Raw genomic sequence first — 23,926 nt, 5'->3', positions numbered from 1 at the left:
TGTAGACGCTGTGTCGCTGACGGGGTCGGCGTCAGCGGCCCAGCGAGTCGATGAGCGCGCTGTTCTGCTCGAGGACGGCCTGGTACTGCGATTCGAGGCCGTACTGCTTCGCCAGGTCGGCGCCTGCGCTCTTGGCCTGGTCGACGGCGGAGACCGCGCTGTTCGGGAGTTCGGCGGGCAGCTCGGACAGGATCTCCGGCTCGGGTTCCGGGGTGGGCTCCGCGGTGCGCAGGTACTGGCCGCACACCGGCCAGGCGCCGACGCCCTGCGTGGCGAGCACGTTCTCCGCGACGCGGATCTGCTCTTCCTTGCTGGCGCCGTGGGCCGAGCCCTGGCCACCGTTGGCCGACCACGTGCTCGGCGAGAACTGCAGGCCGCCGTAGTAGCCGTTTCCGGTGTTGATCCCCCAGTTGCCGCCGCTCTCGCACTGCGCGACGCCGTCCCAGTCATGGGCGGGCGCGGCCGACGCGGTCGCGGTGGAGAGTGCGAACGGGACGGCAACAAGGGCGCCGGTGACGGCTGCGAAGCCGAGGGCGCGCGCGCTGAACTTCCGGTTCTCAGACATATGATTTCCCTCCCTGTACGCACCGACTCGGCGTGGATTTCGCCGGTCCCTGTCCCCAGGAAGTCGGGGTTCTCGCACCACGGGACAGGGTTTCCGGCGGTCAACGATGCGAGCTGGAGCCCATCCGCGGATTGCCTCCGGGCCTGGTTCGACGGTAACGAAGAAAACTCGGCAGATCACATCTTGATAACTCACGCATTGTCTGAAGCGAATAGCGGGTATATGTCTATTCATGCAGGTGGGAAACGCCATGCGAAGCGGTTTCCGTCGAGCAGTTATAACGTCGTGATGTGACCGAGATTACCATGAAATAGTGTTCCGCGTCACGTTTCGGTATCTCTCTCGCGGTGTAAGCATGCCGGAATCCCGGTGGGTGGGAATTTGAAACATCATTCCGTCGAATCGTGCGCATCGCCGGGACTCGTCGAGATGTGTCGGGTGTGGGTGCGCCCCGTCATGACGGGCCCTCGATATGCGACACGCCTCATGGCGGGTCCGATCTGCCGCCCACGGCGGCTTTTCGGTGGTGCTGACCTGGTGTGATGACATGCGGCGGCGGTGATTTGCCTTCTGTGCGCCGACATGTGTAATGTTGTGTTTACCGACGCGGGGTGGAGCAGCTCGGTAGCTCGCTGGGCTCATAACCCAGAGGTCGCAGGTTCAAATCCTGTCCCCGCTACAAAGGCTCAGGCCCGAGAGATTACGATCTCCCGGGCCTGAGCCATTTCTTCGTCTATACAACTTATCCGATCGACGGCCGCGCAATTCGTGGATCGGCGCGGGGAGTCACGCGCGGATCGCCGGGCGCATGACCGGCGGTCAGCCTCCCGGCGTCACCAGTCCGTGTGTATGCGCGTACACGACGGCGTGAATCCGGTCGCGCACACCGAGTTTCGCCAGCACACGGGAGACGTGCGTTTTGACCGTTTCCTCACCGACGCATAATTCGGCCGCGATTTCGGCGTTGCTGCGCGCGTCGGCGAGCAGCAAGAGGACCTGGCGTTCGCGGGCGGTCAGTTGGTCGACTTCGGGCGGGGTCCGCGTGGGTGTCAGGGTGCCCGCGAAATTCGCGATGAGACGGCGGGTCATCGACGGGTCGATGAGGGCGTCGCCGCGGGCGGCGATACGGATGGCGGCGACCAGTTCTTCCGGTGGCAGACTCTTCAGCAGGAATCCGCTGGCACCGGCGCGCAGCGCGCGGTAGAGGTTGGCGTCGCTGTCGTAGGTGGTGAGAACCAATACGCGAGTGCCGCCCGCGGCAACGATCGACTCGGTGGCGGCGAGGCCGTCCAGTTTCGGCATCCGCACATCGAGGATCGCGACATCCGGGTGCAGGCGGGCTGTTTCGGCGATGGCGCTGCGTCCGTCGCCGACCTCGGCCACGCATTCCAGATCCGCTTGGCTGTCGACCACGGCCCGGAGTCCGGAACGGAACATGCTGTGGTCGTCCGCGATCAGGACGCGCAGGGATGTGGTCACGACTCTCCGATCGGTATCTCGACATCGACGTGCCATTCGCGTCCGGTGGAATCGAGACCGTATCGCACCGTCCCGCCGAACAATTCGGCCCGGCGGCGAATCCCGCCGAGACCTCGCGGCACCTCCGGCGACGAGACGGTCACGGCGGGAACGGGATTCGACGCTGCGAGGGTCACCCGGTCCGGTCGGTAGCCGATGACCAGCCGCGCTCGACCGGGATCGCCGTGTCGCAGCGCATTGGTGAGGATCTCCTGCACGATGCGGTACAGGGTCAGGTCGAGGGAATCGGGCAGTGCCACAGGGGCGCCGTCGACGACGACCTCGACGTCCAGCCCCGCCGCCCCGACATGATCGATCAGCCCGTCGATATCGGACAGGCCCGGCTGACGTTGGCTGTCGTCCTCGCGGCCGTGCAGCATATCCAACTGCCTGCGCAGATCGACCATCGCCGCGCGACTGCTCGATTCGACCGCGCTCAGCGAGCGGGTCGCGGCGGTGTCGCCCGCGTCGGCCAGCGCGAGTCGCGCCGCGCCCGCGTGGATCCCGATGGCGCTGACGTGATGGGAGATGACGTCGTGCAGGTCGCGGGCGATGGCGGCGCGTTCGTCGGCGACGGCCCGCGTCAGCGCGGTGCGCTGTTCCTGCTCGCGCAGGCGCGCCTGCTGTTCCAGATCGGCGATGTAGGCGCCACGGGCGGCCGTGTAGCGCCCGACCAGCCACGGAACCACGCCGACGCTGACCGTAGTGGCGAGCAGCAGCCGCCAATCGCCCGCGGTGGCGCTCGCGACCAGCAGATGCCCGGTGACGAAACCCGCGCACAGGATCGCGACGGTGAGAAAAGAGCGAAGGCCGGTCAGCCACGCACCCGCGCGATACCCGGCGACCAGATAGCCGACGTCGGCGAAACGCACGGTGAGTCCGTGCCGCATCATCAGCACCGATTCCGCCAGTCGGACCGCGACCTGCGCGACGGCGACGACCGCGGCGGTGCGCGGGGGAGCGGCGAGGGCCAGATCGGCCGCGACGATGCCCGCCATCACCGCCATGGTCTGCCACGGAGCGATCGCGAACACCCCGCACAGCGCCAGCATCGTGGTGTCGACCACCGCGGCGGTGATCGCGACCACGAGCGATTGCCTGGCCAGCGACCTGGTCACGTCGAACAGTTCGCCACCACCTTTCACACCGTCGGGCCGCCGCCGAGCCTACCCAGCGCGGCACGCGCCACCGCGGACCCGCCGATGCCACTGTGTCCGCCGGGTGGCGTCGGCGCATCCCCCGCGCGGGGGATCGGCAATCCCCCGGCGGCGCGATGTATTGCCTGGTCAGCGGCCATAGGGTGAGACGCGAACCCATTGGAGGGAGACACCGTGAATAGTTCCCAGCTGTTCATCTACGCCGTACCGGCGTTCGCCGTGCTCATGCTCGTGGAGTGGATCGCCTACCGCCGCGATCCCGACCGCTCCGCCAACGGACTGTCCGGGCGTGACACCGCGTCCAATATCGCCACCTACGGCATCGGGCGCGTGCTGCGGCCGCTGGCGCAGAATCTGGTGCCGTTCTCGGCGGTGATCGTCGTCGCCGCGCTGACACCGCTGCACCTGTCGCCGCAGCACTGGTGGGTGTGGGTGCTCGGATTCGTCGTCACCGACTTCTGCTACTACTGGGCCCATCGCGCCGACCACCGGATCCGGCTGATGTGGACCGCGCACAGCGTCCACCACTCCAGCCAGTACTTCAACCTCTCCACCGCGATGAGATTGTCGTGGGTGCATCCGGTCGCCTCGACCATGCGCGGATTCGCGTGGGTGCCCGCCGCGATGATCGGCCTGCCGCCGTGGATGATCTTCCTGCTCCAGGCCATCGGCCTGCTGTACCAGTTCCCGATCCACACCCAGCGCGTCGACACCCTGCCGCGCCCGATCGAATTCCTGTTCAACACCCCCGCCCACCACCGGATCCACCACGCGTCGAACCAGCCCTACATCGACAAGAACTACGGCGGCATCTTCATCGTCTGGGATCGCCTGTTCGGCAGCTTCGCCGAGAAGTCCGAGCCGATCCGCTACGGACTCACCAAGAACATCGAGACAGACAATCCGCTGAAGGTGAACTACCACGAACTCGCGGCGATGATCCGCGATGTGCGCCATGCGAATTCGTGGCGGGGCAGGTTCGGGTACGTCTTCGGTCCGCCCGGATGGAGCGAGCGGACACCGGATTCGTCCGAGACCGTCCCCGGTGTCCCGGCCGCACTGTCGGCGGACGCGGTCGCCACGCGCCGGTTGGTGGACGCCGTCACCGCGCACCGGTCGGCGGACACCATGATCGCGAACCGATCGGCGGACACCATGATCGCGAACCGGTCGGCGGATGCCATGACCGTGCATGGGTCGCGCGCGGTGGACGTCGCGACTGAGCCCCGGTCGGTGGACGCGACGACCGAGCACCGGTCGGCGTACCCGTGGACGCCGCGATCAGACGACGCCGCGCTCACACCGCAACCGGTGCGCTGACAATCACGAACCACTGTGCGGCCGTGGGTGATCCGATCAGTACAGGGTCACCCCGGCCGCACGGTTGCAGTCCAGCCACAGCCGCCAGACCTCCCCGGAGGAATAGCGGGTGCGGCGCAGCCGGTGTTCGGGACGTTGCCGTCGGTCGTGCCAGAAATGTCCGGACGGCGGCGGTGGTTGCGTCGCGGCCAGCCAGACGGCGGTGTCGGCCCCTTCGGCCGGAGTCCGCAGGAGCGGCCCGACGAGACGGTGGAAACCGGGCAGCGCGTCGGTGACGCCGGGGGTGTCGACCCAGCCCGGATGCATGGAGTGCGCCGAAATCCCCTGCGGCGCGTATCGTTCGGCGATGATCGGGGTGAAGGCCACCTGCATGCGTTTGGTCCGCGCGTACGCCGTCGCGCCGCGATAGCCGCCGCGCAGGTATTCGGGATCGTCGACGGCCAGCGGCTGGGTGTACATCCCGCCCGACGACACGAAGATCACCCGGCCCGCACCGGTGGCGGCGAGCAGTGGCGCGAGCCGGTCGGTCAGACGCAGCGGCCCGAGGATGTGGGTGGCCAGACTCAGCTCGTGTCCGTCTGGTGACTCGGTGCGTTTCGGTGGCAGCACGCCCGCGTTGTGGATCAGTACGTTCAGCCCGGTCAGCTGGTCGACGAGTCGGTCGGCGCAGGCGGTGACCGAATCCGGATCGGCGATATCGCATTCGGTGACGAGGATGTCGGCCCCCGGATGCGCCGCCAGTATCCGGTCGCGTGCCCTTTCGCCGCGTTCCCGGTTGCGTACCGCCAGCACCACCGACGCGTCGAGTGCGGCCAGCGCGTTCGCGATCGCCAGGCCGATACCGGAATTGGACCCCGTCACCAGTGCCGTCGCGCCGCGTAGCGCGTGCGGCGCCGGATCGGCGGGCCAGTGGTCGCGGCGTAGCGCGATGCCGAGACGGGTGAAGCCGGGAACGATGGTCCGGTCGAGGAGGGTGTCCAGTCGAGGCGTGGCACCGGGTGCATCGGTCATCGGCCCATTCTTCTAGAGATTCCCGCGAATCGCGATGGAACGATGCATGAACGTTGCGCGAGAGTGAATCGTGGTTAGAGTCGGGGGATGGGCATCGAGTGTTCGAGTGTCGTCGCCGCACCCCGATCCGAGGTGTTCGCGTGGTATTCCCGCCCCGGTGCGTTCGCCAGGCTCGCGCCGCCGTGGCAGCCGGTGACCCCGGTCGCCGAGGCGGATTCGTTGCGTGACGGCCGCGCGGTCCTCGGTCTGCCGGGTGGACTGCGGTGGGTGGCGCGCCACGATCCGGCCGAATACGACCCGCCGCACCGGTTCGTCGACGATCTGGTCGCCGACGGGCTCGCCTCGATGCCCGCCGGATTGCTGTTGCGCTGGCGGCACACACACGAATTCGAGGTCGTCGACGAAGCGGGCACCCGGGTGGTGGATCGGGTGGACTCCCCGGTTCCCGCCTTCGCGTTGCGTCCGATGTTCGACTACCGCTATCGGCAGTTGGCCGACGATCTGGCCGCGCACGGTCGGGCGGCCGCACACGGCTACGCGCCGTCGACGATCGCCGTCACCGGAAGTACGGGCCTGATCGGTTCGGCGTTGACCGCGTTCCTGACCACCGGCGGACACCGGGTGTTGCGCCTGGTCAGGCATCAGCCGGTCGGTGCGGACGAAAGGCAGTGGCACCCCGACGATCCCGCGCCGGATCTGCTCGACGGCGTCGACGCCGTCGTCCATCTGGCGGGCGCGTCGATCGCCGGGCGTTTCACCGCGGGCCACAAGCGCGCGATGACCGAGAGCAGGATCGGTCCGACCCGCAGGCTCGCCGAACGCGCGGCCACCGCCGGGATCGGCACGTTCGTCTGCGCCTCGGCCATCGGTTACTACGGATACGACCGCGGCGACGAGGTGCTGGACGAGAACGCGACGCGCGGTGACGGTTTCCTCGCCGACCTCGTCTCCGACTGGGAGGCGGCCACACTCGTCGCGGCCGAAGCCGGAGTACGGGTGGCCCGGATTCGCACCGGTATCGTGCAATCGCCGCGCGGTGGCACGCTGAAACTGTTGCGCCCGCTGTTCACGACCGGACTCGGCGGCCGGATCGGTGACGGCAGCCAATGGCTGTCCTGGATCGGAATCGACGATCTCGTCGACGTGTACCATCGCGCGCTGTGGGACAGCGATATCGCCGGTCCGGTGAACGCCGTTGCCCCGCAACCGGTTCGGAACACCGATTACACCAAGACATTGGCCGGGGTGCTGAATCGACCCGCGTTGCTGCCCGTTCCGGAATTCGGCCCCGGCCTGCTGCTCGGTGCGCAGGGGTCAAAGGAATTGGCCGCTGCGAGCCAGCGTGTCGCGCCGGCGCGACTGTTACGCGCCGGGCACACGTTTCGCCGACCCGAGCTGGAATCGACGCTGCGTCATCTGCTCGGCCGGACCGGCTGATCCGCTCTGGTGAGCAGGAACTGACGCACATCGAGGTAACCGCATCGGAATCCGGCCTCGGAATAGGCCAGATACAGCCGCCACATCTCGATGAAGACCGGATCGAACCCGAGCGCGGCCACTTCCTCCAGCCGCGACTCGAAGCGCTGCCGCCACAACCGCAGGGTATGGGCGTAGTGCGGCCCCATCGAGAAGTCGTCGCGGACGACAAGTGAGCTGTCGCGGCGCACGGTTTCCTCGATCAAGCGGGTCGACGGCAGGAAGCCCCCGGGAAAGATGTATTTGTGCACCCAGGTGTAGGTGTCGCGGGTGGCGAGCATGCGTTCGTGCGGCATGGTGATGGATTGCACGACCACCCGCCCGTCGTGCGCCAGCACGCCGTCGATGGTCGCGAAGAACGTGCCGAGATATTCGTAGCCGACGGCCTCGATCATCTCGACCGACACCACCGCGTCGTAGGTGCCGTCCACCTTGCGGTAGTCGAGCAGATCGACGCGCACCCGGTCGCCGAGCCCGGCCGCGGCGATCCGTTCCACGGCGAGCGCGCGCTGTTCGGTGGACAGCGTCACCGACCGCACCACCGCGCCCCTCGCGGCCGCGCGCAGGGCCAATTCGCCCCAGCCGGTGCCGATTTCGAGAACGCGGGTACCCGGCCCGACGCGCGCGGCGTCCAGCATCCGGTCGATCTTGGCGTGCTGGGCCGCCGCGAGATCCTCCCAGCGCGGGGGCGGGGTGAGCTGTTCGAACAGCGCGCTGGAATAGGTGAGCGTGTCGTCGAGGAAGAGCGCGAAGAACTCGTTGGACAGGTCGTAGTGCCTGGCGATGTTGTCCCGGGTGTTGTCCGGGCTGTTGCGTTCGTCCGCCGGATGGGCGGCGACATACAGTCGGCGCAACCGTTGCAGGGACGCCGGGATCAGCGTGTCGATGCGGGCGGCGAAGACCGCGAGGGTCGCCGCGAGGTCGGGCGCCGACCAGTCACCGGCCATATACGACTCGCCGAACCCGATCAGCCCGCCCGCCCCGATTCGGGCGAAGAAATCACGCGGGCGGCGCAGGATCATTCGCGGATCGTCGCGATCACCGTTGCCGTACCTCGTGCCGTCGGGCAGTTCGACCAGTATCGGCAGGTCGCGGATCGCGCGTCGGAACAGGTATTCGGCCACCGGCGCCGCGACGGCGGTTCGGATGCCGGTGGGGACGGTGTCGACGTCGGGCCACACCGCTCTGCTCGGGGTCGGGCGGGTGCCTGGTTCGGCATGGAATTCGATACTCACCGCAGCGGCTCCTGGGGCGAAACGGGGGTTCGGGCGATGACGGGCAGGCGGCGGGCCCACAGGCGCGCGCCCTGCCAGCGGATACGCGCCGAGACCATGAGTGGAGCGAGGGGTACGGCAATGATCGCGCGCAGAATCGTCGGGAGGGTGGCCGGTCGGCAACGACCCGTCATCGAAGCGGCGAAGATCGGCGCTCCGTATTCGAGCACGATGGATACCCGCAGCTCGTCGTCCGGCTCGGGGACGCGCATCCGGTATTCACCGCTGACCTCGTTGAACGGTGACACGTAGAACTGCTTCTCGGTGCGAGCCCGGCCGTCCTCGTCGGGGCGGAGCAGGTAGCGGTGCCTGCCGCCGTAGGTGTTGTGCACCTCGGCGATCACGCAGACCGGAGTGTCGGTCTCGTCGCGGCACCAGTACAGGGTGAGCGGGTTGAAGACATGCCCGAGGACGCGGGCGTTGGCGAGCATCAGCACCCGGCCGCCGCGCAGGCCGATGCCGTGTTCGGCCAGGTAATCGTCGACATTGCGGCGCAGCGACAGGTCGGGATCGCCGAGATGGTCGGCGGCGCGGAAATCGGCGAACGGACGCAGCAACCCGGGCAGCCTCGGCATATCGTCGAGATCGACCAGCCAGCTGTAGCTGCGATAGCGGAACTCGTGCCGCAGCGGGGCCATGCGCGCGTGATGGATACGGGTACGGACGATCCGCGCGTTCATGACGCGTGCACGACCCGTGGCTCGTCCGCCCATCGAGAGCCCAGCCGTCGCGCCGCGCGTAGGCCCGACGCCGCGCCGTCCTCGTGGAAACCCCAGCCGTGGTACGCGCCCGCGAATGCCACGCGATCGTCACCGATCTCGCCGAGCCTGCGCTGCGCGGCGACCGATTCCGGGGTGTAGATCGGATGCTCGTAGACCATCCGATCCAGAATCCGGTCCGCCGCGACCCGGTCGCCGTCGCCGAGAGTGACGAGGAAACGGCGGTCGTCGGCGCGGTCGAGGCGCTGCAATCGGGTCAGGTCGTAACTGACGAGCACCCGGTCGGCGCGGGTATCGCACGCGGGCAGTCGATAGTTCCACGAGGCGCGGGCCCGCGTGGCCTTCGGGAGTACGGATTCGTCGGTGTGCAGGACGGTGTGGTTCACCGAATACGGCATCGCGGACAGGATCGAGCGTTCGGCGTCGGTGGGTTCGGCGAGCAGGGCAAGGGCCTGGTCGGGGTGGGTCGCGACCACTACGGCGTCGAAGTGCGTGACCGCGTCGGCGTCGTCCCGCACGGCGACGCCGTCGGCGGTCCGGTGCACCGCGCGAACGGGGGTGGCCACGCGCACGGCGTCCAATCGCTCGGCGACCGCGGCGACATAATTCGCCGACCCGCCGACTACGGTGCGCCAGGTCGGCGAGCCGAACACCGTCAGCATGCCGTGATGGTGCAGGAAGGCGAACAGGTACCTGGCCGGGTAGCGCAGCGCGGTGGTCGGATCACACGACCACACCGCCGATACCAGCGGTGTCAGGAAATGCGTGACGAAGTAGTCGGAAAACGCCGTCGCCCGGACGAATTCGCCCAGCGTCCGGCCCTCGGACCCGGCGTTGTCGAGTTCCGCGCGGGCGAGGCGGTGGAAACGCGGTACTTCGGTGAGCAGCCGCAGGTAACGCCCGCGGGTCACCGATCGCGGTGTGGCGAACAGTCCGGCGAGACCGCGGGCTCCCGCGTACTCGAGGCCGCAGCCGTCGCATCGCACCGACATGCTCATATCGGATTCCTGTGTCGCGACGCCGAGTTCGTCGAACAGGCGCAGCAGCGTCGGATACGTGCGGTCGTTGTGGACGATGAAACCGGTGTCGACGCCGATCGAGGCGCCCGTCGTCGCGGTGATCCGGTGGGTGTCGGCGTGTCCGCCGAGCCTGGCCTGCGCCTCGTACAGGGTGACCTCCGACGAATGGGCCAGGGCCAACGCCGCGGTCAGTCCGGATACTCCGCCGCCGATGACGGCGACGCGCCCGGTGCGGTCCTGCGTGCGGTCGACCATAACTCTCCTTCGGACACACTGTGCATCAATTATGCATCGTTTCAGATGAGTGAGCCACTCGTGTCGGGAGGGGTTCGCCGTGCGCGCCGCGTCGGATCGGTCGAATCGGGTTCCGACCGGGGTTGATATGTCCACGAAAGGATTCGGGGGAGGCGATCCGATCGCAACCGGAGTGGACGGCTCGGGATGGACCGTCGCACGTTCTCGCCGCCGAGTTCGGGACGCGCACGCCGGATGGGACGCGGTCAGCCGGGCGGCCGAGTGCCCCGGACGGGACCATGCATGCCTGGCGGGACGCGTAAGCCGGGCGGCCGAGTGTGCCGGACGGAATGCGCACGCCGGGCGGCCGAGTGCGAGAGTGTCGACTGCTCTTTCGCTCGGGACACGAGGCTGGTTCAGGCCAGCAGGTCCACGGCGTCGGTCAGGCTGCGCACCCGGTGCACCGTTTCAGGCAGGATGACCTCTTCCCAACCGGGACCGCCGACGAATATCCGCGCACCCGCGTTCGCGCAGGCGCGGACCGCCGAGGTCAGCGCCGTCGATTCCTGTTGCGACCACAGCACCACCGACGCCGGATCGTCGTGCCGGGCGATCGCGTCGGTCAGTGCGGTCGTCGGCACATCCGCGCCGAGCATCCTGGCGCCGACGCCGCGTTCGGCGAGTGCGGCCCGTAGCACCTCGAGGGGCAGCGCGTGTGTTTCACCGCTGGTGCAGGCCAACAGGACCGATGGTGCCGCCGCCGTATCCGACACCGCCGGATCCGACACCGCCGTATGCGACACCGCCCTATCCGACACCGCCGTACTCGGCGCGGCCTTCTTCTCCGGTGGGGGATTGGTGCGGTGCATGATCGAGGTGATGCACCAGGACAGCAGGTGCTCGACGTCGATGCAGCCCTCACCGTCGTCTTGGCGGGTGATGATGTCGGCGAAGGCGGGACGGCACAGCTCGTCCCAGGTCGCGATCACCCCGTAGTCGCGCACGTGAACGGCTAGCAGGCCGGACACGGCCGTGGCGTCGAGTGCGAAGGCGGCGTCGAGCAGGGTGATCCGGTCGCCGCGTACCGGGAGCGGTCCGCGTACCGAGGCGGCCGCGCCCGCGGGTGTCGCGCCGTCGCGGATGAGCGCGACCATCTGGCCGAGCAGTGCGATATCCCGCTCCGAGTACAGGCGGTGCTTGCCCGGGCGATCCTGCGGGGGCCCGATGTCGTACCGGCGATTCCAGCTTCGCAGCGTCGCGGTCGGAATGCCGAGACGCTCGGCGACCGCGCGCACCGTGTATCCGGCCGCGTCGGAGACTGGAGCTGAACCGGCGGGCATCGCCTCATTCTGCCCCTTCCGGTCTCGGCGTGTCGTCACGGCCCGGCGCCCCGGTGTCCGTGGCGCTGCGCGAAACCCGGCTGCGGCCTCATGGGCTCGATGTTCGCGTCGTCGCCATCGCGGTGGCGGCGCACAGCAGACCCCAGCCCGCCGTGACAGCGACGGCCTTGGCGCGCTGTGGTCTGCCGCGCAGCGCGAGCCCGAGTACGGCCGTGTCGCCGAGGTCCGAGCACACCCTGACGGCGATGGCGAGGCGCATGGATCGGGCATCGGGCGCCGCGATCATGGCGAGTCCGGAGGCGGTGTCGCGCACACCGACCATCCTGGTCAGCGCGCGCACGGCCGGGGGCTCGCCGGACCAGCCGCACGGCCCGAGCAGGATCGCGGGGCGCGCGGCGACCGCGATGCCGTAGGCGGCGGTCGCGATGCCGGCCGCGCGGGGGAGCCAGTCGTACCGCATTCGACCTCCTGCGTGATCCGTGCCGGTCACGAACCGCGCCGACGCATCAATTATGCATCGTTCTGGGTTAAGGTGAAAGGGTCGTCGATCCGAGGAGTCCCCGTGTTTCCCCATCGAATGGTCCACCGTTGCGCGGCCGTTCTCGCCGCCGCACTCATCGTCGCCCCGCTGAGCGCGGGCATCGCGTCCGCCGCGCCGCGACCGGTCGCCGCACCCGCCCCGGTGCCGTCGCTCGAACTCGACCGATACCTCGGCACCTGGTACCAGCTCGCCGCGGTGCCGCAGTTCTTCAATCTGGTCTGCGCGCGCGACACCACCGCCACCTACGCCCTCGACCCACAGGGCAATGTCTCGGTCCGCAACCGCTGCACCACCTGGTCCAACGGCCTCAACGAGATCACCGGCACCGCGACCGTGAACGACCGGGCGACCGGCGCCCAACTGCATGTCAGTTTCCCCGGCGTGCCCACTCAGGAAAGCCTGGAAGGGCCGACCAACTACATCGTCACCGCCCTCGGCGCGGACTACTCCTGGGCGCTGGTCACCGACCCGACCAGGGTGTCCGGATTCGTCCTGTCGCGCACGCCCGCGCTCGACGCCGCGCAGTGGCAGCAGATCGGGACGGCGATCGACGTGGTCGGGCAGAGCCGGTGCGTGTACCTGACTTCGCCCACGACCGGCGGTCTGTCGCAGATCGCACCGCTGTGCACGGTGTGAGGACGGCGGTGGCGAGCCCAGTAAGCTGACGGCTCCACATCGGCTCGGGAAAGAGATCATGTCGCAGTTCGAGAACGTCAGCGTGACGAAGAAGGCCAACGTCTACTTCGACGGCAAATGCGTCAGCCACAACATCGTGCTGGCCGACGGCACGGCCAAGTCGGTCGGCGTCATCCTGCCCTCGGCGCTCACCTTCAGCACCGGCGCGCCGGAGATCATGGAATTGATCGAGGGTGAATGCAAGGTCACCCTCCCCGGCGCGGCCGAGGCCGTCACCTTCCGCGGCGGCGAGTCGTTCAGCGTGCCCGGCGACAGTTCGTTCGATATCGAGGTCGTCGAAACCCTGCACTACGTCTGCCATTTCGGCTGAGACCGGGTTCTCGCGATCCCGGCCCGGCCGCGTCGCGCGGTGATCGGACGTCCGGTCAGTACGCGGGCGACCAGTGCCGCGAAGCGCAGATGGCCGACGGCTTCGCGCGTGGTCCAGGCGATCGACCAGACCGTCTCGGTGTGGGCGGGTGGCAGATCGAGACCGTCGAATCGGTCCGCCACCCAGTTCATCGTGGCCGGAACGCCCAGATAGAGCAGCGCCAGGTGCAGGCTGAGACGGTCGCGCAGGTAGCGCACGTGGGCGCCCGCTTCGCGATAGCGCCGCACGTGCCCGTCGATATCGGCGACGGCGATCAGTTCGTCGTGCACGCCCTGGATGACGAGCAGGGGCATCGCGGGCGCGCGCTGTCCCGGCCGGATGTCGTCGAGCACGCGCCGCACCGCCGGTCGAGCCAGGATGTCGGTGAATCCGGTGGTGCTGTAGTCGTCCATGTTCTTGCCCGCGAAACGGGCGAGCAGCGCCAGCGTGGTGCGTGATTCCGCGTCGGCGAGCAGTGTGTGGAATTGCGCGGTCCCGAATTCGCGCAACGCCCGGTCCAGTGCCGGATAGGCCCGCCGCAACGCCGCGACGCAGACCGTCGAGAACCCCGCCATCAGCGATCCGTTCAGCCGGATGAACGCCGCCGCGGGGTCGCCGACCGGCGATCCGGCCACCGCGCCGACGATATCGAGTTCCGGTGCGTACTCGCCGGCGACCTCGGCCGCCCACGCCGTCGCGAGCCCGCCTCCCGAATACCCCCAGAGCGCCACCGAGGTCCCAGGGTGTAGCCCGAGCGGCGCGAAATCCATTGCGGCCCTTATCGCGTCGAGCGCACGATACCCGGGTTCGCGCGCCACTCCGAAATGGCCGCCCATGCCGCCGTGATCGGGCACGGTCACCGCCCAGCCGCGGGCGAGCGCCTCGGCGATCACCGGCAGTTCCAGCTGCGGTATCGCGCCGAGCGCGCGAGCGCCCCTGCGCAGCGCGTAGGAGGGGAAACAGCGCGAGCTCACACCGTCGATGGCGCATTGGAACGCGAGGAGTCGCCGGTCGGCGTCCGGCTCGACGTCGAGGGGCAGGGCGACGGTGGTCACCGCCGCCTCCGCGCCTCCGTCGATGCCGTTGGTGCGGTAGAGCAACTGCCATGCCGTCACCCGCTGTGGAATCCGGCCGAACAGCGCGAGTTCGACGCTGCGGGCACGCAGGATCGTTCCGGCCGGTAGTAGTGCGAAATCATCGGGTGGACAGTAGAATTCGTCGTCCTCGGGAAGTCGCGCGGCGGCGGAACCCGCAACCGGCCTCGCGTTCGGTGCGACCGGCGCCGATTCGGCGGGCATGCTCACTGCCGTCCATCCTCTCGAATCGCGCCGCGGGCGCGTCACGCCGTGGCGGGCGCGGGAAGCCGGTCGTCGGATTCGGAAAATGTCGAACCGGTCCGTCGAATCTAACAATTCCGGACCCCGGAATTAATTGTCGGCGAGCACAAGGGCTGTCCGAGAATTTCTCCCGTGGATGCAGTGACCGACCGCCGTGTCGGAGCGTGATGGTCCGGTCGGACGATCCGGCCAAATTTGATACTTGCGTTGCCCTGTGTATCAGGCATAGCCTGGTCGAAACTTGCACTGCTAGTTTCGGAGGTTCCCATGGGCTGCGAGTCGCGGACGGCGCATATCGCACGCTCCGGAAGGGAAGCGGCCGGTCGTTCGCGCGATCCGCGACGTCACGGATCCGGTGACCGGCACCATTCGGCCAGCTCGTCGATGACGTCCCCCGTGTCGCCGTCGCGTGCGGTGGCGAACCCCCGCGGCGTCCGGTGCGCCGGACCCCTCCGACGAACCCGGTAGCCCGTCGGCGGGCGCACCGCGTCCGCGGACCCGATCGAGCCGACCGGAGATCGCGGCCGGGCGACGGCACGTGTCGCTCGTGACAGCGCGGTCATCGATAGAACAGGAGTACTTCCCATGAATGCGACACTGTCGCTCGCCAGCGTCCTCGCCGAGCAGGCCAAGCGTCGGCCGGATCGGATCGCGCTGATCGAGGGCGAGCACCGGATCACCTTCGGCGAACTGTGGGAACAGGCGCGCGGTCAGGCCGCGGCGCTGATCGCGCTCGGAATCCGCCCCGGCGATCGGGTCGCGCTCATGTGCCCCAACACGGCCGAATTCCCGCGCGCCTACTACGCGATCCTCGCGGCGGGCGCGGTGGTGGTGCCGGTGCACCTGCTGCTGACCGCGCGCGAGGCCGCGCACGTCCTGCGTGACAGCGGAGTCACCCTGATGGTGTGCCACCCGCTGTTCGCCCCGGTCGGCGAGGCGGCGGCCTCGATCGCCGAAATTCCGTGCGTCGCGCCGGATTCGCTATCGGGAGAACCGATTCCGGCGTTCGTGTCGCGGGCGCCGGAGGATCCCGCGGTGATCTTCTACACCAGTGGCACCACGGGAACGCCGAAGGGGGCCGAGTTGAGCCACCTGAATCTGGTCATGAACGCGACGGTCAACGCCTTCGACGCGAACGACGTCCGTCCCGAACACGTGACCCTCGGCGCGTTGCCGCTGTTCCACGTCTTCGGCCAGACGGTGTCGATGAATTCGACCTGGCGCGCGGGCGCGGCGCTGGTATTGCAGCCCAGATTCGACGCGGCCGAAGCGATTCGGTTGATGGTCGCCGAGAATGTCGACACCTTCCACGGGGTGCCGACCATGTACATCGGCCTGATCGAGGCCGCGGCGCGGGCCGAGCGGCTACCCGCCCTGCGCCTGTGCGTCTCCGGTGGCGCGGCCTTGCCCGGCGCGGTACTCGAAGCCTTCGAGGCGACCTTCGGCGCGCAGATCCTCGAGGGGTACGGCCTGTCGGAGACCTCGCCGTCGGCCGCGGTCAACCAACCCGATTTCGGTTCGCGCGCGGGCACCGTCGGCCATCCGGTGTGGGGTGTCGACGTGGAGATCGCCGATCCGGACCTGGGCCGCGCGATCTCGCTGCTGCCGACCGGGGAACTGGGCGAGGTCGTGGTTCGTGGACACAACGTGTTCAACGGGTACATCGGCAATTCGGCGGCGACCGAGGAAGCCGTCGTCGACGGTTGGTTCCGCACCGGTGATCTCGGCGTCAAGGACGAGGACGGTTTCGTCCGGATCGTCGACCGCACCAAGGATCTGATCATCCGCGGCGGTTTCAACGTGTATCCGACCGAGGTCGAAGCCGCGCTGTTGCGTCATCCCGGCATCGCGCAGGTGGCGGTGATCGGGGTTCCCGACCCGACCTACGGCGAGGAGATCTGCGCGGTGGTCGTGCCGACGGAATCCACACTCCCCGACGCCGACACCGCCGCGGGCATCATCGAATACGGCCGCGAACACCTGGCCAAGCACAAGTACCCGCGCCGGGTGGAATTCCTGAACGAACTGCCGCTCGGTCCGAGTCACAAGGTGCTCAAGCGAGAGTTGCGACTGCGATACGCGGTCGCGCACAGCGATTCCTGATCTTTATTGCGCCCGACCGGCGTGCGAGGGTGCCCCACCCACCTACCTCCCTCGCACGCCGGTCGATGACTTCGGCCGCGTGGTCGCCGCGCGGAAAATATGATCGGGGACGACACTGTCGGTGGACCGCCGACGCGGTCGATGCCGAGGAGGCTCCCGTGCAGACCATCAACGGTCTACCCGCCCACGTCCTGCTGGTCCACGCCGTGGTGGTACTCGTTCCGCTGACCGCGTCGCTGGCGGTGCTCGCCGCCGTGTGGCCGTCGGCGCGGCGGGCGCTGATCTGGCTGACCACCGTGCTCGCCGCGGTCACGATGGTGCTGACCCCGATCACCGTGGACGCGGGCGAGACGTTCGCCCGGAACTTCGGCCCCTCCGAGACATTGCGGACCCACGCCGATCTCGGCTCGACGATGACCTGGTTCGTCGTTCCGCTCGTGGTGCTGACGGTGGCACTGCTCGTCGTCCACCTGCGCGAACGGCGTGGCAAGCCACTCGCGCGGGTCCTCGTCGCGGCACTGGCCGTACTCGTGATCGTGGCCGGGGTCGCGGCCACCGTTCAGGTCTTCCGGGTGGGCGAGTCCGGTGCGCGCGCCGTGTGGGGCGCACCGTCGGGAACCGCCGCGCTTGTTCAGATCACATAGGGAATCAAGGCTTTTCGCTCGGTCGGGTAATCGGTGAACCGTTCGCGGTACCACCGGTGGGTCGCGAACGCGCGCGGCACCAGATTGCCCGCGGTGATCAGGAAGATCACCACTCCGGCCAGTGACCAGCTGAGCAGTGCGAAACCCGCCCACGCGATCAGTTCGCCGAGATAGGCGGGGCTGGTGACGTACCGGAACCCGAAGCCGTACGGAATCCGGTATTCCGTCGATCGCGCGGAACCCGGATCGGTCTTGTCGCGCAGGTTGCGCACGATGGACTCCGAGCGAACGAGCAGGGTGAACCCGCACAGGTAGATCACCACGCCGACAAGGAAGCGCGGATCGGTGAACCAGTCGGTGTCGTACTGATCGCGGTAGTCGTGACCGAAGAACGCCCCGTTCAGGTAGCCGTGCATCGCGGTCACGAACATGCCCATCGCCAGGACCGAGATATTGAAGCTGCCGCGTTTGCCCGGCACCTGCCGGATCGACAGCGGGAAGAACCAGCCGCGGTTTCCGTAGTGCAGCAGCCAGATCGCCGCGAGTGCCAGTGGAACGGGCTCGAATCGCTGCGGGCCACCGAGGTAGAACACCGCGAACACCACCGTCGCCGGGATCTCCATCAGCCACCAGCCGAGTTTCGGCGGGAGGTTGAATCCGAGTTTCGCCGTCGCGAACCGCCCGTAGGGACTCTGCGTGAACAGGCCTCCTACCAGCACGAACGCGGCGAACGCGAAGGCGACAGCGAGTACGGTGTCATAGGCGGAATCGCCGGTGTACCAATCCATCGAGGTCCTTTGTCGAGCGGGTGCGCGGCCGACGGCCTGCGCCAAAATTAGAACATGTTCTAACATAGGCGTACCGTCGTTCGACCGTGACCATGGAGGAACCCGTCATGCCGCTGGATTCGACCGCGGACGCTCTGCTCGCCGCCGTACTCGCGTCGCCGCGCGCCGTCGCGGCGCACGACAAGGCGGCGTGGGTCGATCTGTTCGGCGAGGACGCCGCGGTCAACGATCCGGTCGGCTCCCGTCCGCACGTCGGCAAGGTCGCGATCGGGCGCTTCTACGACACCTTCATCGGGCCCAACACCATCGCCTTCGACGTGCGGCGTGACCTCGTCGCCGGTCCGACCGTGGTGCGCGATCTGTCGATCTCCATCACCATGTCCACCGGGGCGACGGTCACCGTGCCGATGCACCTGCGCTACGACTTGGCCGAGGTCGGCGCGGCGTGGAAGATCGCACGGCTGGCGGCGCACTGGGAACTGGCCCCGATGATCGGGCAACTGCTGCGCACCGGACCGCGCGGTATCGGTGCGGCCGTGCGACTGGGGCCGCAGTTGGTCCGCAACCAGGGCGTCGGCGGCGCCATCGGCATGATGCGGGCGCTGTCGAGCGTCGGACGCGCCGGTAAGCGACGTGTCGACGCGCTGTTCACCGCCGCCGCTGTCGGCGACGTCGCCGGGGTGGGTGAGCTGCTCGGAGGACACGCCGAACTGGAACTGCGACCGGGCACTTCGGTGTCGGTGGCCGATTTCGTCGACCGCACGCGAAATATGCGCTGGGACAAGGTGATCGCCGCCGGACGCGCGGTCACCGTCTCGGTCGACCTCGGCGACGCACGCGGCGTGGCCATCATCGACTTCGATCGGCGCGACGTCGCTGTCCGGCGGATCGTCCTGTTCCTCGACACCGACGCGTAGCGGCATCGGGTTCCGGGTCCGCCGCCTCGCCGCGCTGTCTAGGATCCGGAGGGAGCGTCCGGGCGCCCCCGTGACCTGCCGCCGACGAAAGGGCCGGACGATGGCGTTCGCCGACTACCAGAACGAGATCTACTTCGCCGCGCTCGGCGGCAACCTGCCCGAGTTCCCGATGGACTACGCCACGCTGGAGGCCAAGGCCGCGGCGGCGCTGCCCACCTCGCTGCATTCCTATATCGCGGGCGGCGCGGGCGACGAACTGACCCAGCGGCGCAATGCCGAGGCATTCGAGGACTGGGGTCTGATACCGCGCATGCTCGTCGGCGCGACCGAGCGCGATCTGTCGGTGACCGCGTGGGGTCAGAACTTCGCGAGTCCGGTGTTCATGGCACCGGTCGGCGTCATCGGAGTGGTCACCGGCGACAAACACGGTGATATCGCGGTCGCGCAGGCCTCGGCGGCCACCGGCGTCCCCGCGATCTTCTCCACGCTGATGGAAGATCCGCTCGAGGACGTCATCCCGCACGCCGGGAGCACGCCGGGCTTCTTCCAGCTGTACACGCCCAAGAATCGTGATCTCGCCGCGAGTCTGGTGAGCCGGGCCGAACGCGCGGGTTATCGGGGTATCGCGGTCACGCTCGACACCTGGATTCCCGGATGGCGTCCGCGCGACCTGTCGACCGGCAACTTCCCGCAGCTGCGCGGACATGTGCTGAAGAACTACACCAGCGATCCGGTCTTCCAGCGGATGGCGGGTACCGACGACCCCAAGATGATCGTGCTGCACTGGATCGGCACTTTCGGCAACGCCCTGACCTGGGACGACCTGGAATGGCTTCGTTCGCTGACCGATCTGCCGATCATGCTCAAGGGGATCTCCCATCCGGAGGACGCGCGCCGCGCGCTCGACCACGGCGTCGACGGCATCTACTGCTCCAATCACGGCGGACGCCAGGCCAACGGCGGACTCAGCGCCCTGGAGACGCTGCCGGATATCGTCGCCGCGGTCGACGACCGGGTGCCGGTGCTGTTCGACTCGGGGGTGCGCTCGGGTTCGGATGTGATCAAGGCCATCGGCCTCGGCGCGACCATGGTCGGCATCGGCCGCCCCTATGTCTACGGGCTGGCACTCGGCGGCGTGCCCGGCCTGGTGCACCTGCTGCGCATGATCCTGGCCGAGGCCGACCTGCTGATGGCGGTCAACGGCTACCGGGATATCGCGGCGATCCGCGAGAACATCCGCCCGACGACGAAAGGCCGTGCGGCACACTAGATCATGGCGGGGTCCGGCAGTGCGCCCTCGGCCGTCCGCAGCCGTTCGCTGAGCTGGGTGAGCAATTCGATCGACTCGTCCGACAGCCCGACGGTGGTCCGCACCAATCGGCGCAACTGTTTACCGGAGATCTGGCACGCCAGCACATCGTCGGTGGCGCGGTATCGGACGAGATCGAGATCCACTGCGGTACTCACAATCTGACAACTCGGGGCCCTGGACATACAGGCAAGAGGCAGACCTTCGCGGGTCCACCGTCGCACACAGGTTCCTTCGCTGCGATGTCGCTGAATATCTCACACGGCCCGCCTGAGCGGGTCGCGCGGCGATTCGATCACGGGTCGGACTCCGGCGCTACGTGTCTGTTGTACCGGAAGACAGCGTCGAATTGTCGCAAGACCCCGTATTCGCCGTCCTGTGGTGTCGAGCCGCTATGGAAATCCGCAGGGGTAGCGGGGAGGCCGCTGGTCCGGAAACCGGCGGGGGCGCGTCCGTCCGAAAGCGAACGGGCCGACCGGTATGTGTCGGAATCCACTTCCGCCACATACCCGTCGACCCGGTCCGTCAGTGTTCGCCGCGCGCGGCGGAGACGATCAGCGTCGCCACGCCTCGCCGCGCTCGCGCGCCGCCTCGGCCAGCAGGGCCCGGCGCTCACGCGCGGTCGCCGCGATCTCCGGCGCGCGATGCTTGGCGGTCTCTGTGAAGTCGGTGCCGCGCTCGCGCGCCGTCTCCGCGAGTTCCGCGCCACGTTCGCGCGCGACCTCTGCCAGCTCCGCGCCACGTTCGCGCGCGGCCTCGGCCAGTTCGGCCGCGCGGACCCGTGCGGCACCGGCCAGTTCGGCGCCACGTCCGCGAGCGACCTCGGCGAAGTCGGTGCCACGTTCACGGGCCACCTCGGCGAAGTCGCCGCCGCGTTCACGAGCCACACCCGCCAGTTCGGCACCGCGCTCGCGGGCGACCTCGGCGACGTCGGCACCGCGATGACGAGCGATCTCGGCGGCGTCCGACCCGCGCTCGCGCGCCGCCTCGGCCAGTTCCGCGCCTCGAATTCTGGCGACTTCCGCGATCTCGGCGCCGTGCTCCTTGGCGGCCTTGGTGAAACGGGATTTGCGCACCTTGGTCGCCACCTCGGGCGCCTTTTCCCTGGCCAGATCGACCAATTCCGCGCCGTGCGTCTGCGCTGATCCGGCCAGTTCGGCGCCCTTGCTCGCGGCTACCCCGCCCAGTTCACGGGCACGCAGCGCCGCGTCGTGGGCCTGTCCGCGCAATGCGGACGCGGTCGAGGAATCCGAGGACCCGATCGGCAGGGCGGCCGAGACGGCGGCCGCAGCGCCCTGCGCCGCGCGCCGACCGCGCCAGCCCAGCGACGGCTTGCCCGCCGTGTCGGCACTGGCGATCATCAGGCCGCCGAGCAGGCTGATGTCCTTGAGGAAGGCGTTGCGCTTGGCGATCTTGCGGTCCGGATCCGATTCGGCCCAGAAATCCTGTTCGGTGACCGTCGCGGGGATGACGGTGGCGGCCAGCACCAACGAGGCGAGACGCGGTGCGCGGCCGAGCGCCAGCAGCGTTCCGGCCGAGACCTGTGCGATCGCGTTGACCCGGACGATGGTGCCGGGATCGGCGGGCAGTTTGGCGGCGACATTGTTCGGCAGGGATCGTTCACCCTGCTGGACCAGCGCGGCGGCCGCCTTGGCGCGAGGCTGTGGATGAATCAGCGTATCGACACCGTCGGCGATGAACGCGGTCGCGAGCAGTGGTCGGGCAAGCCGGCGCAGCAACATGGTGACAACCCTTTCTCGGTGGTTATGGGTCGGATTCCCGGGAACCTCATGGTCAAACACCAAGATCAGCTGAGCACCGCCGAAGCGATGACCTGGGCAATCGTATCGGTCGAGTCGGATGACGGTCAGTCGGCGCGGCGGCCTATCCGGTCGGCGCGTCGGTGGCCAGCGCGTCGGCGACCCCGGTGCGCACCACCTTGCCGGTGGCATTGCGGGTCAACGCGGTGGTGGTGATCCGCCACCGGACGGGAACCTTGTAATACGCCAGCCGCGCGCGGGCGAATTCGGTGAGATCCTCGGCGCTGACCGCCGCCGCGTCGTCGACGACGACGAGCGCGGCCACCCGCTGACCGAGATCGGCGTCGGGCATACCGACCACGGCGCATTCGCGGACGACGGGATGTTCTTCGAGGCACTGCTCGACCTCGGTGGGGTAGACGTTCTCGCCGCCGCGCAGGATGAGATCCGAACGCCTGCCCGACAGTCGCAATCTGCCCTGTTCCATGACACCGATGTCACCGGTGCGCAGCCAGCGGTCCGGGGTGATGGCGGCCGCGGTGGCGGCCTCGTCCTGCCAGTAGCCGAGCATGACGTAGGGGCTGCGTACCCAGATCTCGCCTTCCACCCCGTCGCCGACCGGTTCGCCCGCCTCGTCGCGGATCTCCAGCGCGACCCCGATCACCGGCCTGCCGACGGTGTCGGGGAACGCGGCGAGTTCGGCCGGTGCGGCCAGAGTGGCCGCGGTACCGCATTCGGTCATGCCGTAGCTGGTCGCCAGCACCGTGCGGGTGACCGGAAGGCGCTGTCGCAGTCGCTCTTGCAGCGCGTGGGAGGACGGCGCGGAATTGAGAGAGAACGCGGCGAGGCAGGACAGGTCGTAGCGCGACAGGTCGGCCGCGAGCAGGCGCGAGGCCATCGTCGGCATCGCGCCCCAGTTGGTGACGCGCTCGCGCTCGATGAGCGAGAGGACGCGGTCGGCGTCGAAACCACCCTGGTGGATGATCGCGGTGTCGCCGGTGACCATGCGCGGAATCACCAGGTTGTGCAGGCTCGCGATGTGGAACAGCGGGGAGGTCAACAGGAATCGCCTGCCCTTGGGCGCGCCGTCGTCGTCCTCGCCGCGGAAGGAGGCGGCGAGCGCGTCGTTGAATCGGTGATAGTCGATGACGGCCAGCAGGTTTCGCTGTGAGTGCACGGCGCCCTTCGGCCGGCCGCTGGTCCCGCTGGTGTAGAGGATGATCGCCGGATCGTCCTCGTCGACGGGTGTGCGAGGGAGTTCACCGCCGCCGAATTCCGCGATCAGGGCGGGCAGGTCGGATTCCATCGTCAGCACCGGGACGTCGAGGTCGAGTTCGGCCAGTCGCGCCGCCCGCTCGGCGTCGGCGATCAGCACCGACGGGGTGGTGTGTGCGATGCCGAAGGCGATTTCCCTCGGCGCCCACCAGGCGTTGTAGCCGACGGCGATCGCTCCCAGGCATTGCGCCGCCCAGAACGTCATCACCCACTCCGGCGTGTTCGCCGCCAGAATGCCGACCCGATCGCCCTTGCCGATGCCGTGGCGATCCCGCAGCGCGCGCGCCAGCGCGCCGACCGCCGCGGCGTGCTCGGCGTAGGTGATCCGTCGGTCCGCGGTGACCAGGTACTCGCATTCGCCGAGCGCGACCGAGTTCGCGAGGATCTCGCTCAGCGCGCGGGCGCGATGGCGGATGACCTGAATCGGCGTGCCGAGCACGTCTTCGACGACCATCTCGAACGGGCCGCCCGGCCCGGTCAGCCGCCCCGCCACTTCCGCGGCGCGTGCGCGCGGGTCGACCGATTGCGTCATCTGTGGTGTCCTCGGTGCCGGATCCGACGGGATGGAACGGTT

General features: G+C 68.6%; 22 protein-coding genes and 1 tRNA gene. 9 read left to right on the top strand and 14 right to left on the bottom strand.

The window, feature by feature from the left end; translation table 11 throughout:
* Positions 1-31 precede the first annotated feature (31 nt).
* Positions 32-565 carry a transglycosylase family protein gene (locus DAT37_RS30570; RefSeq protein WP_109528322.1) on the bottom strand — a complete coding sequence of 178 codons (534 nt, stop codon included), beginning with the start codon at positions 563-565 and terminating at the stop codon, positions 32-34.
* A gap of 605 nt (positions 566-1,170) precedes the next feature.
* Here DAT37_RS30570 and DAT37_RS30565 point away from each other — a divergent pair.
* Positions 1,171-1,244 (top strand) — tRNA-Met (locus DAT37_RS30565).
* A 140-nt stretch (positions 1,245-1,384) separates the two neighbouring features.
* Here DAT37_RS30565 and DAT37_RS30560 read toward each other — a convergent pair.
* A complete protein-coding gene (locus tag DAT37_RS30560; RefSeq protein ID WP_198654506.1) occupies positions 1,385-2,044 on the bottom strand; it encodes a response regulator in 660 nt (219 codons plus the stop codon).
* Positions 2,041-3,228 (bottom strand): sensor histidine kinase, encoded by a 1,188-nt coding sequence (locus tag DAT37_RS30555; protein WP_232840091.1) that lies wholly within the window; start codon positions 3,226-3,228, stop codon positions 2,041-2,043. Before DAT37_RS30555 ends, DAT37_RS30560 begins: the two co-directional genes overlap by 4 nt.
* Positions 3,229-3,414: 186 nt before the next feature.
* Here DAT37_RS30555 and DAT37_RS30550 point away from each other — a divergent pair, with 186 nt between their 5' ends.
* Entirely contained in the window at positions 3,415-4,560 is a 1,146-nt protein-coding gene (locus DAT37_RS30550; protein ID WP_232840090.1) for a sterol desaturase family protein, read from the top strand.
* A 36-nt stretch (positions 4,561-4,596) separates the two neighbouring features.
* Here the strand turns inward: DAT37_RS30550 and DAT37_RS30545 are convergent, their stop codons facing one another.
* Positions 4,597-5,571 carry an SDR family NAD(P)-dependent oxidoreductase gene (locus DAT37_RS30545; protein WP_109528320.1) on the bottom strand — a complete coding sequence of 325 codons (975 nt, stop codon included), beginning with the start codon at positions 5,569-5,571 and terminating at the stop codon, positions 4,597-4,599.
* A gap of 87 nt (positions 5,572-5,658) precedes the next feature.
* Between DAT37_RS30545 and DAT37_RS30540 the strand changes: the two genes are divergently transcribed.
* On the top strand, positions 5,659-7,008 hold the full coding sequence (locus DAT37_RS30540) for a TIGR01777 family oxidoreductase (RefSeq protein WP_109528319.1): 1,350 nt from the start codon (positions 5,659-5,661) through the stop codon (positions 7,006-7,008).
* Here the strand turns inward: DAT37_RS30540 and DAT37_RS30535 are convergent.
* The 5 genes from DAT37_RS30535 to DAT37_RS30515 form a co-directional block, all read right to left on the bottom strand.
* Positions 6,984-8,282 carry a class I SAM-dependent methyltransferase gene (locus tag DAT37_RS30535; protein ID WP_232840089.1) on the bottom strand — a complete coding sequence of 433 codons (1,299 nt, stop codon included), beginning with the start codon at positions 8,280-8,282 and terminating at the stop codon, positions 6,984-6,986. The two genes, DAT37_RS30540 and DAT37_RS30535, sit on opposite strands and share 25 nt — an antisense overlap.
* Entirely contained in the window at positions 8,279-9,001 is a 723-nt protein-coding gene (locus DAT37_RS30530) for a DUF1365 domain-containing protein (protein WP_109528318.1), read from the bottom strand. Before DAT37_RS30530 ends, DAT37_RS30535 begins: the two co-directional genes overlap by 4 nt.
* On the bottom strand, positions 8,998-10,314 hold the full coding sequence (locus DAT37_RS30525; protein ID WP_109528317.1) for an NAD(P)/FAD-dependent oxidoreductase: 1,317 nt from the start codon (positions 10,312-10,314) through the stop codon (positions 8,998-9,000). Before DAT37_RS30525 ends, DAT37_RS30530 begins: the two co-directional genes overlap by 4 nt.
* A 395-nt stretch (positions 10,315-10,709) precedes the next feature.
* Entirely contained in the window at positions 10,710-11,633 is a 924-nt protein-coding gene (locus tag DAT37_RS30520) for a MerR family transcriptional regulator (protein ID WP_109528316.1), read from the bottom strand.
* Positions 11,634-11,721: 88 nt separating this feature from the next.
* The gene (locus DAT37_RS30515) at positions 11,722-12,093 is read right to left on the bottom strand and encodes a hypothetical protein (protein WP_109528315.1); all 372 of its coding nucleotides are present in this window, start codon (positions 12,091-12,093) and stop codon (positions 11,722-11,724) included.
* A gap of 117 nt (positions 12,094-12,210) precedes the next feature.
* Here DAT37_RS30515 and DAT37_RS30510 point away from each other — a divergent pair, with 117 nt between their 5' ends.
* Together DAT37_RS30510 and ppnP are read left to right on the top strand one after the other, a co-directional pair.
* Positions 12,211-12,810, top strand: coding sequence for a lipocalin family protein (locus DAT37_RS30510; RefSeq protein WP_109528314.1), 600 nt, complete (start codon positions 12,211-12,213; stop codon positions 12,808-12,810).
* Positions 12,811-12,868: 58 nt separating this feature from the next.
* Positions 12,869-13,180, top strand: coding sequence for a pyrimidine/purine nucleoside phosphorylase (gene ppnP, locus DAT37_RS30505; protein ID WP_109528313.1), 312 nt, complete (start codon positions 12,869-12,871; stop codon positions 13,178-13,180).
* On the opposite strand, the gene DAT37_RS30500 is transcribed toward ppnP, so the two are convergent.
* Positions 13,159-14,517: a lipase family protein gene (locus tag DAT37_RS30500; RefSeq protein WP_109528312.1), complete on the bottom strand. Its 1,359-nt coding sequence runs from the start codon at positions 14,515-14,517 to the stop codon at positions 13,159-13,161. The two genes, ppnP and DAT37_RS30500, sit on opposite strands and share 22 nt — an antisense overlap.
* 624 nt (positions 14,518-15,141) lie before the next feature.
* Between DAT37_RS30500 and DAT37_RS30490 the strand changes: the two genes are divergently transcribed.
* Entirely contained in the window at positions 15,142-16,659 is a 1,518-nt protein-coding gene (locus DAT37_RS30490; protein ID WP_109528310.1) for a long-chain-fatty-acid--CoA ligase, read from the top strand.
* A 158-nt stretch (positions 16,660-16,817) separates the two neighbouring features.
* Positions 16,818-17,303: a DUF2231 domain-containing protein gene (locus DAT37_RS30485; protein ID WP_109528588.1), complete on the top strand. Its 486-nt coding sequence runs from the start codon at positions 16,818-16,820 to the stop codon at positions 17,301-17,303.
* On the opposite strand, the gene DAT37_RS30480 is transcribed toward DAT37_RS30485, so the two are convergent.
* Positions 17,291-18,091, bottom strand: coding sequence for a phosphatidylethanolamine N-methyltransferase family domain-containing protein (locus DAT37_RS30480; RefSeq protein WP_109528309.1), 801 nt, complete (start codon positions 18,089-18,091; stop codon positions 17,291-17,293). The two genes, DAT37_RS30485 and DAT37_RS30480, sit on opposite strands and share 13 nt — an antisense overlap.
* Before the next feature lie 107 nt (positions 18,092-18,198).
* Between DAT37_RS30480 and DAT37_RS30475 the strand changes: the two genes are divergently transcribed.
* Together DAT37_RS30475 and DAT37_RS30470 are read left to right on the top strand one after the other, a co-directional pair.
* On the top strand, positions 18,199-19,008 hold the full coding sequence (locus DAT37_RS30475; protein ID WP_109528587.1) for a nuclear transport factor 2 family protein: 810 nt from the start codon (positions 18,199-18,201) through the stop codon (positions 19,006-19,008).
* 100 nt (positions 19,009-19,108) lie between these two features.
* Entirely contained in the window at positions 19,109-20,278 is a 1,170-nt protein-coding gene (locus tag DAT37_RS30470; protein WP_109528308.1) for an alpha-hydroxy-acid oxidizing protein, read from the top strand.
* Here DAT37_RS30470 and DAT37_RS30465 read toward each other — a convergent pair.
* From DAT37_RS30465 to DAT37_RS30455, 3 genes are all read right to left on the bottom strand, one after another.
* A complete protein-coding gene (locus DAT37_RS30465; protein ID WP_157978785.1) occupies positions 20,275-20,475 on the bottom strand; it encodes a hypothetical protein in 201 nt (66 codons plus the stop codon). The genes DAT37_RS30470 and DAT37_RS30465 overlap by 4 nt on opposite strands.
* A 396-nt stretch (positions 20,476-20,871) precedes the next feature.
* Complete coding sequence (locus tag DAT37_RS30460; protein WP_109528306.1) at positions 20,872-22,059, bottom strand: DoxX family membrane protein; 1,188 nt, start codon at positions 22,057-22,059, stop codon at positions 20,872-20,874.
* 142 nt (positions 22,060-22,201) lie between these two features.
* Positions 22,202-23,884, bottom strand: a complete 1,683-nt coding sequence (locus DAT37_RS30455) for a class I adenylate-forming enzyme family protein (RefSeq protein ID WP_109528305.1) — start codon at positions 23,882-23,884, stop codon at positions 22,202-22,204.
* Positions 23,885-23,926 lie beyond the last annotated feature (42 nt).

Origin of the sequence: Nocardia aurea (genome assembly GCF_003123685.1) — a bacterium.
Classification (GTDB): Bacteria; Actinomycetota; Actinomycetes; order Mycobacteriales; family Mycobacteriaceae; genus Nocardia; species Nocardia aurea.
Note: the sequence above shows the minus strand (reverse complement) of the source record. Positions and strands in the feature narration are given on the sequence as shown.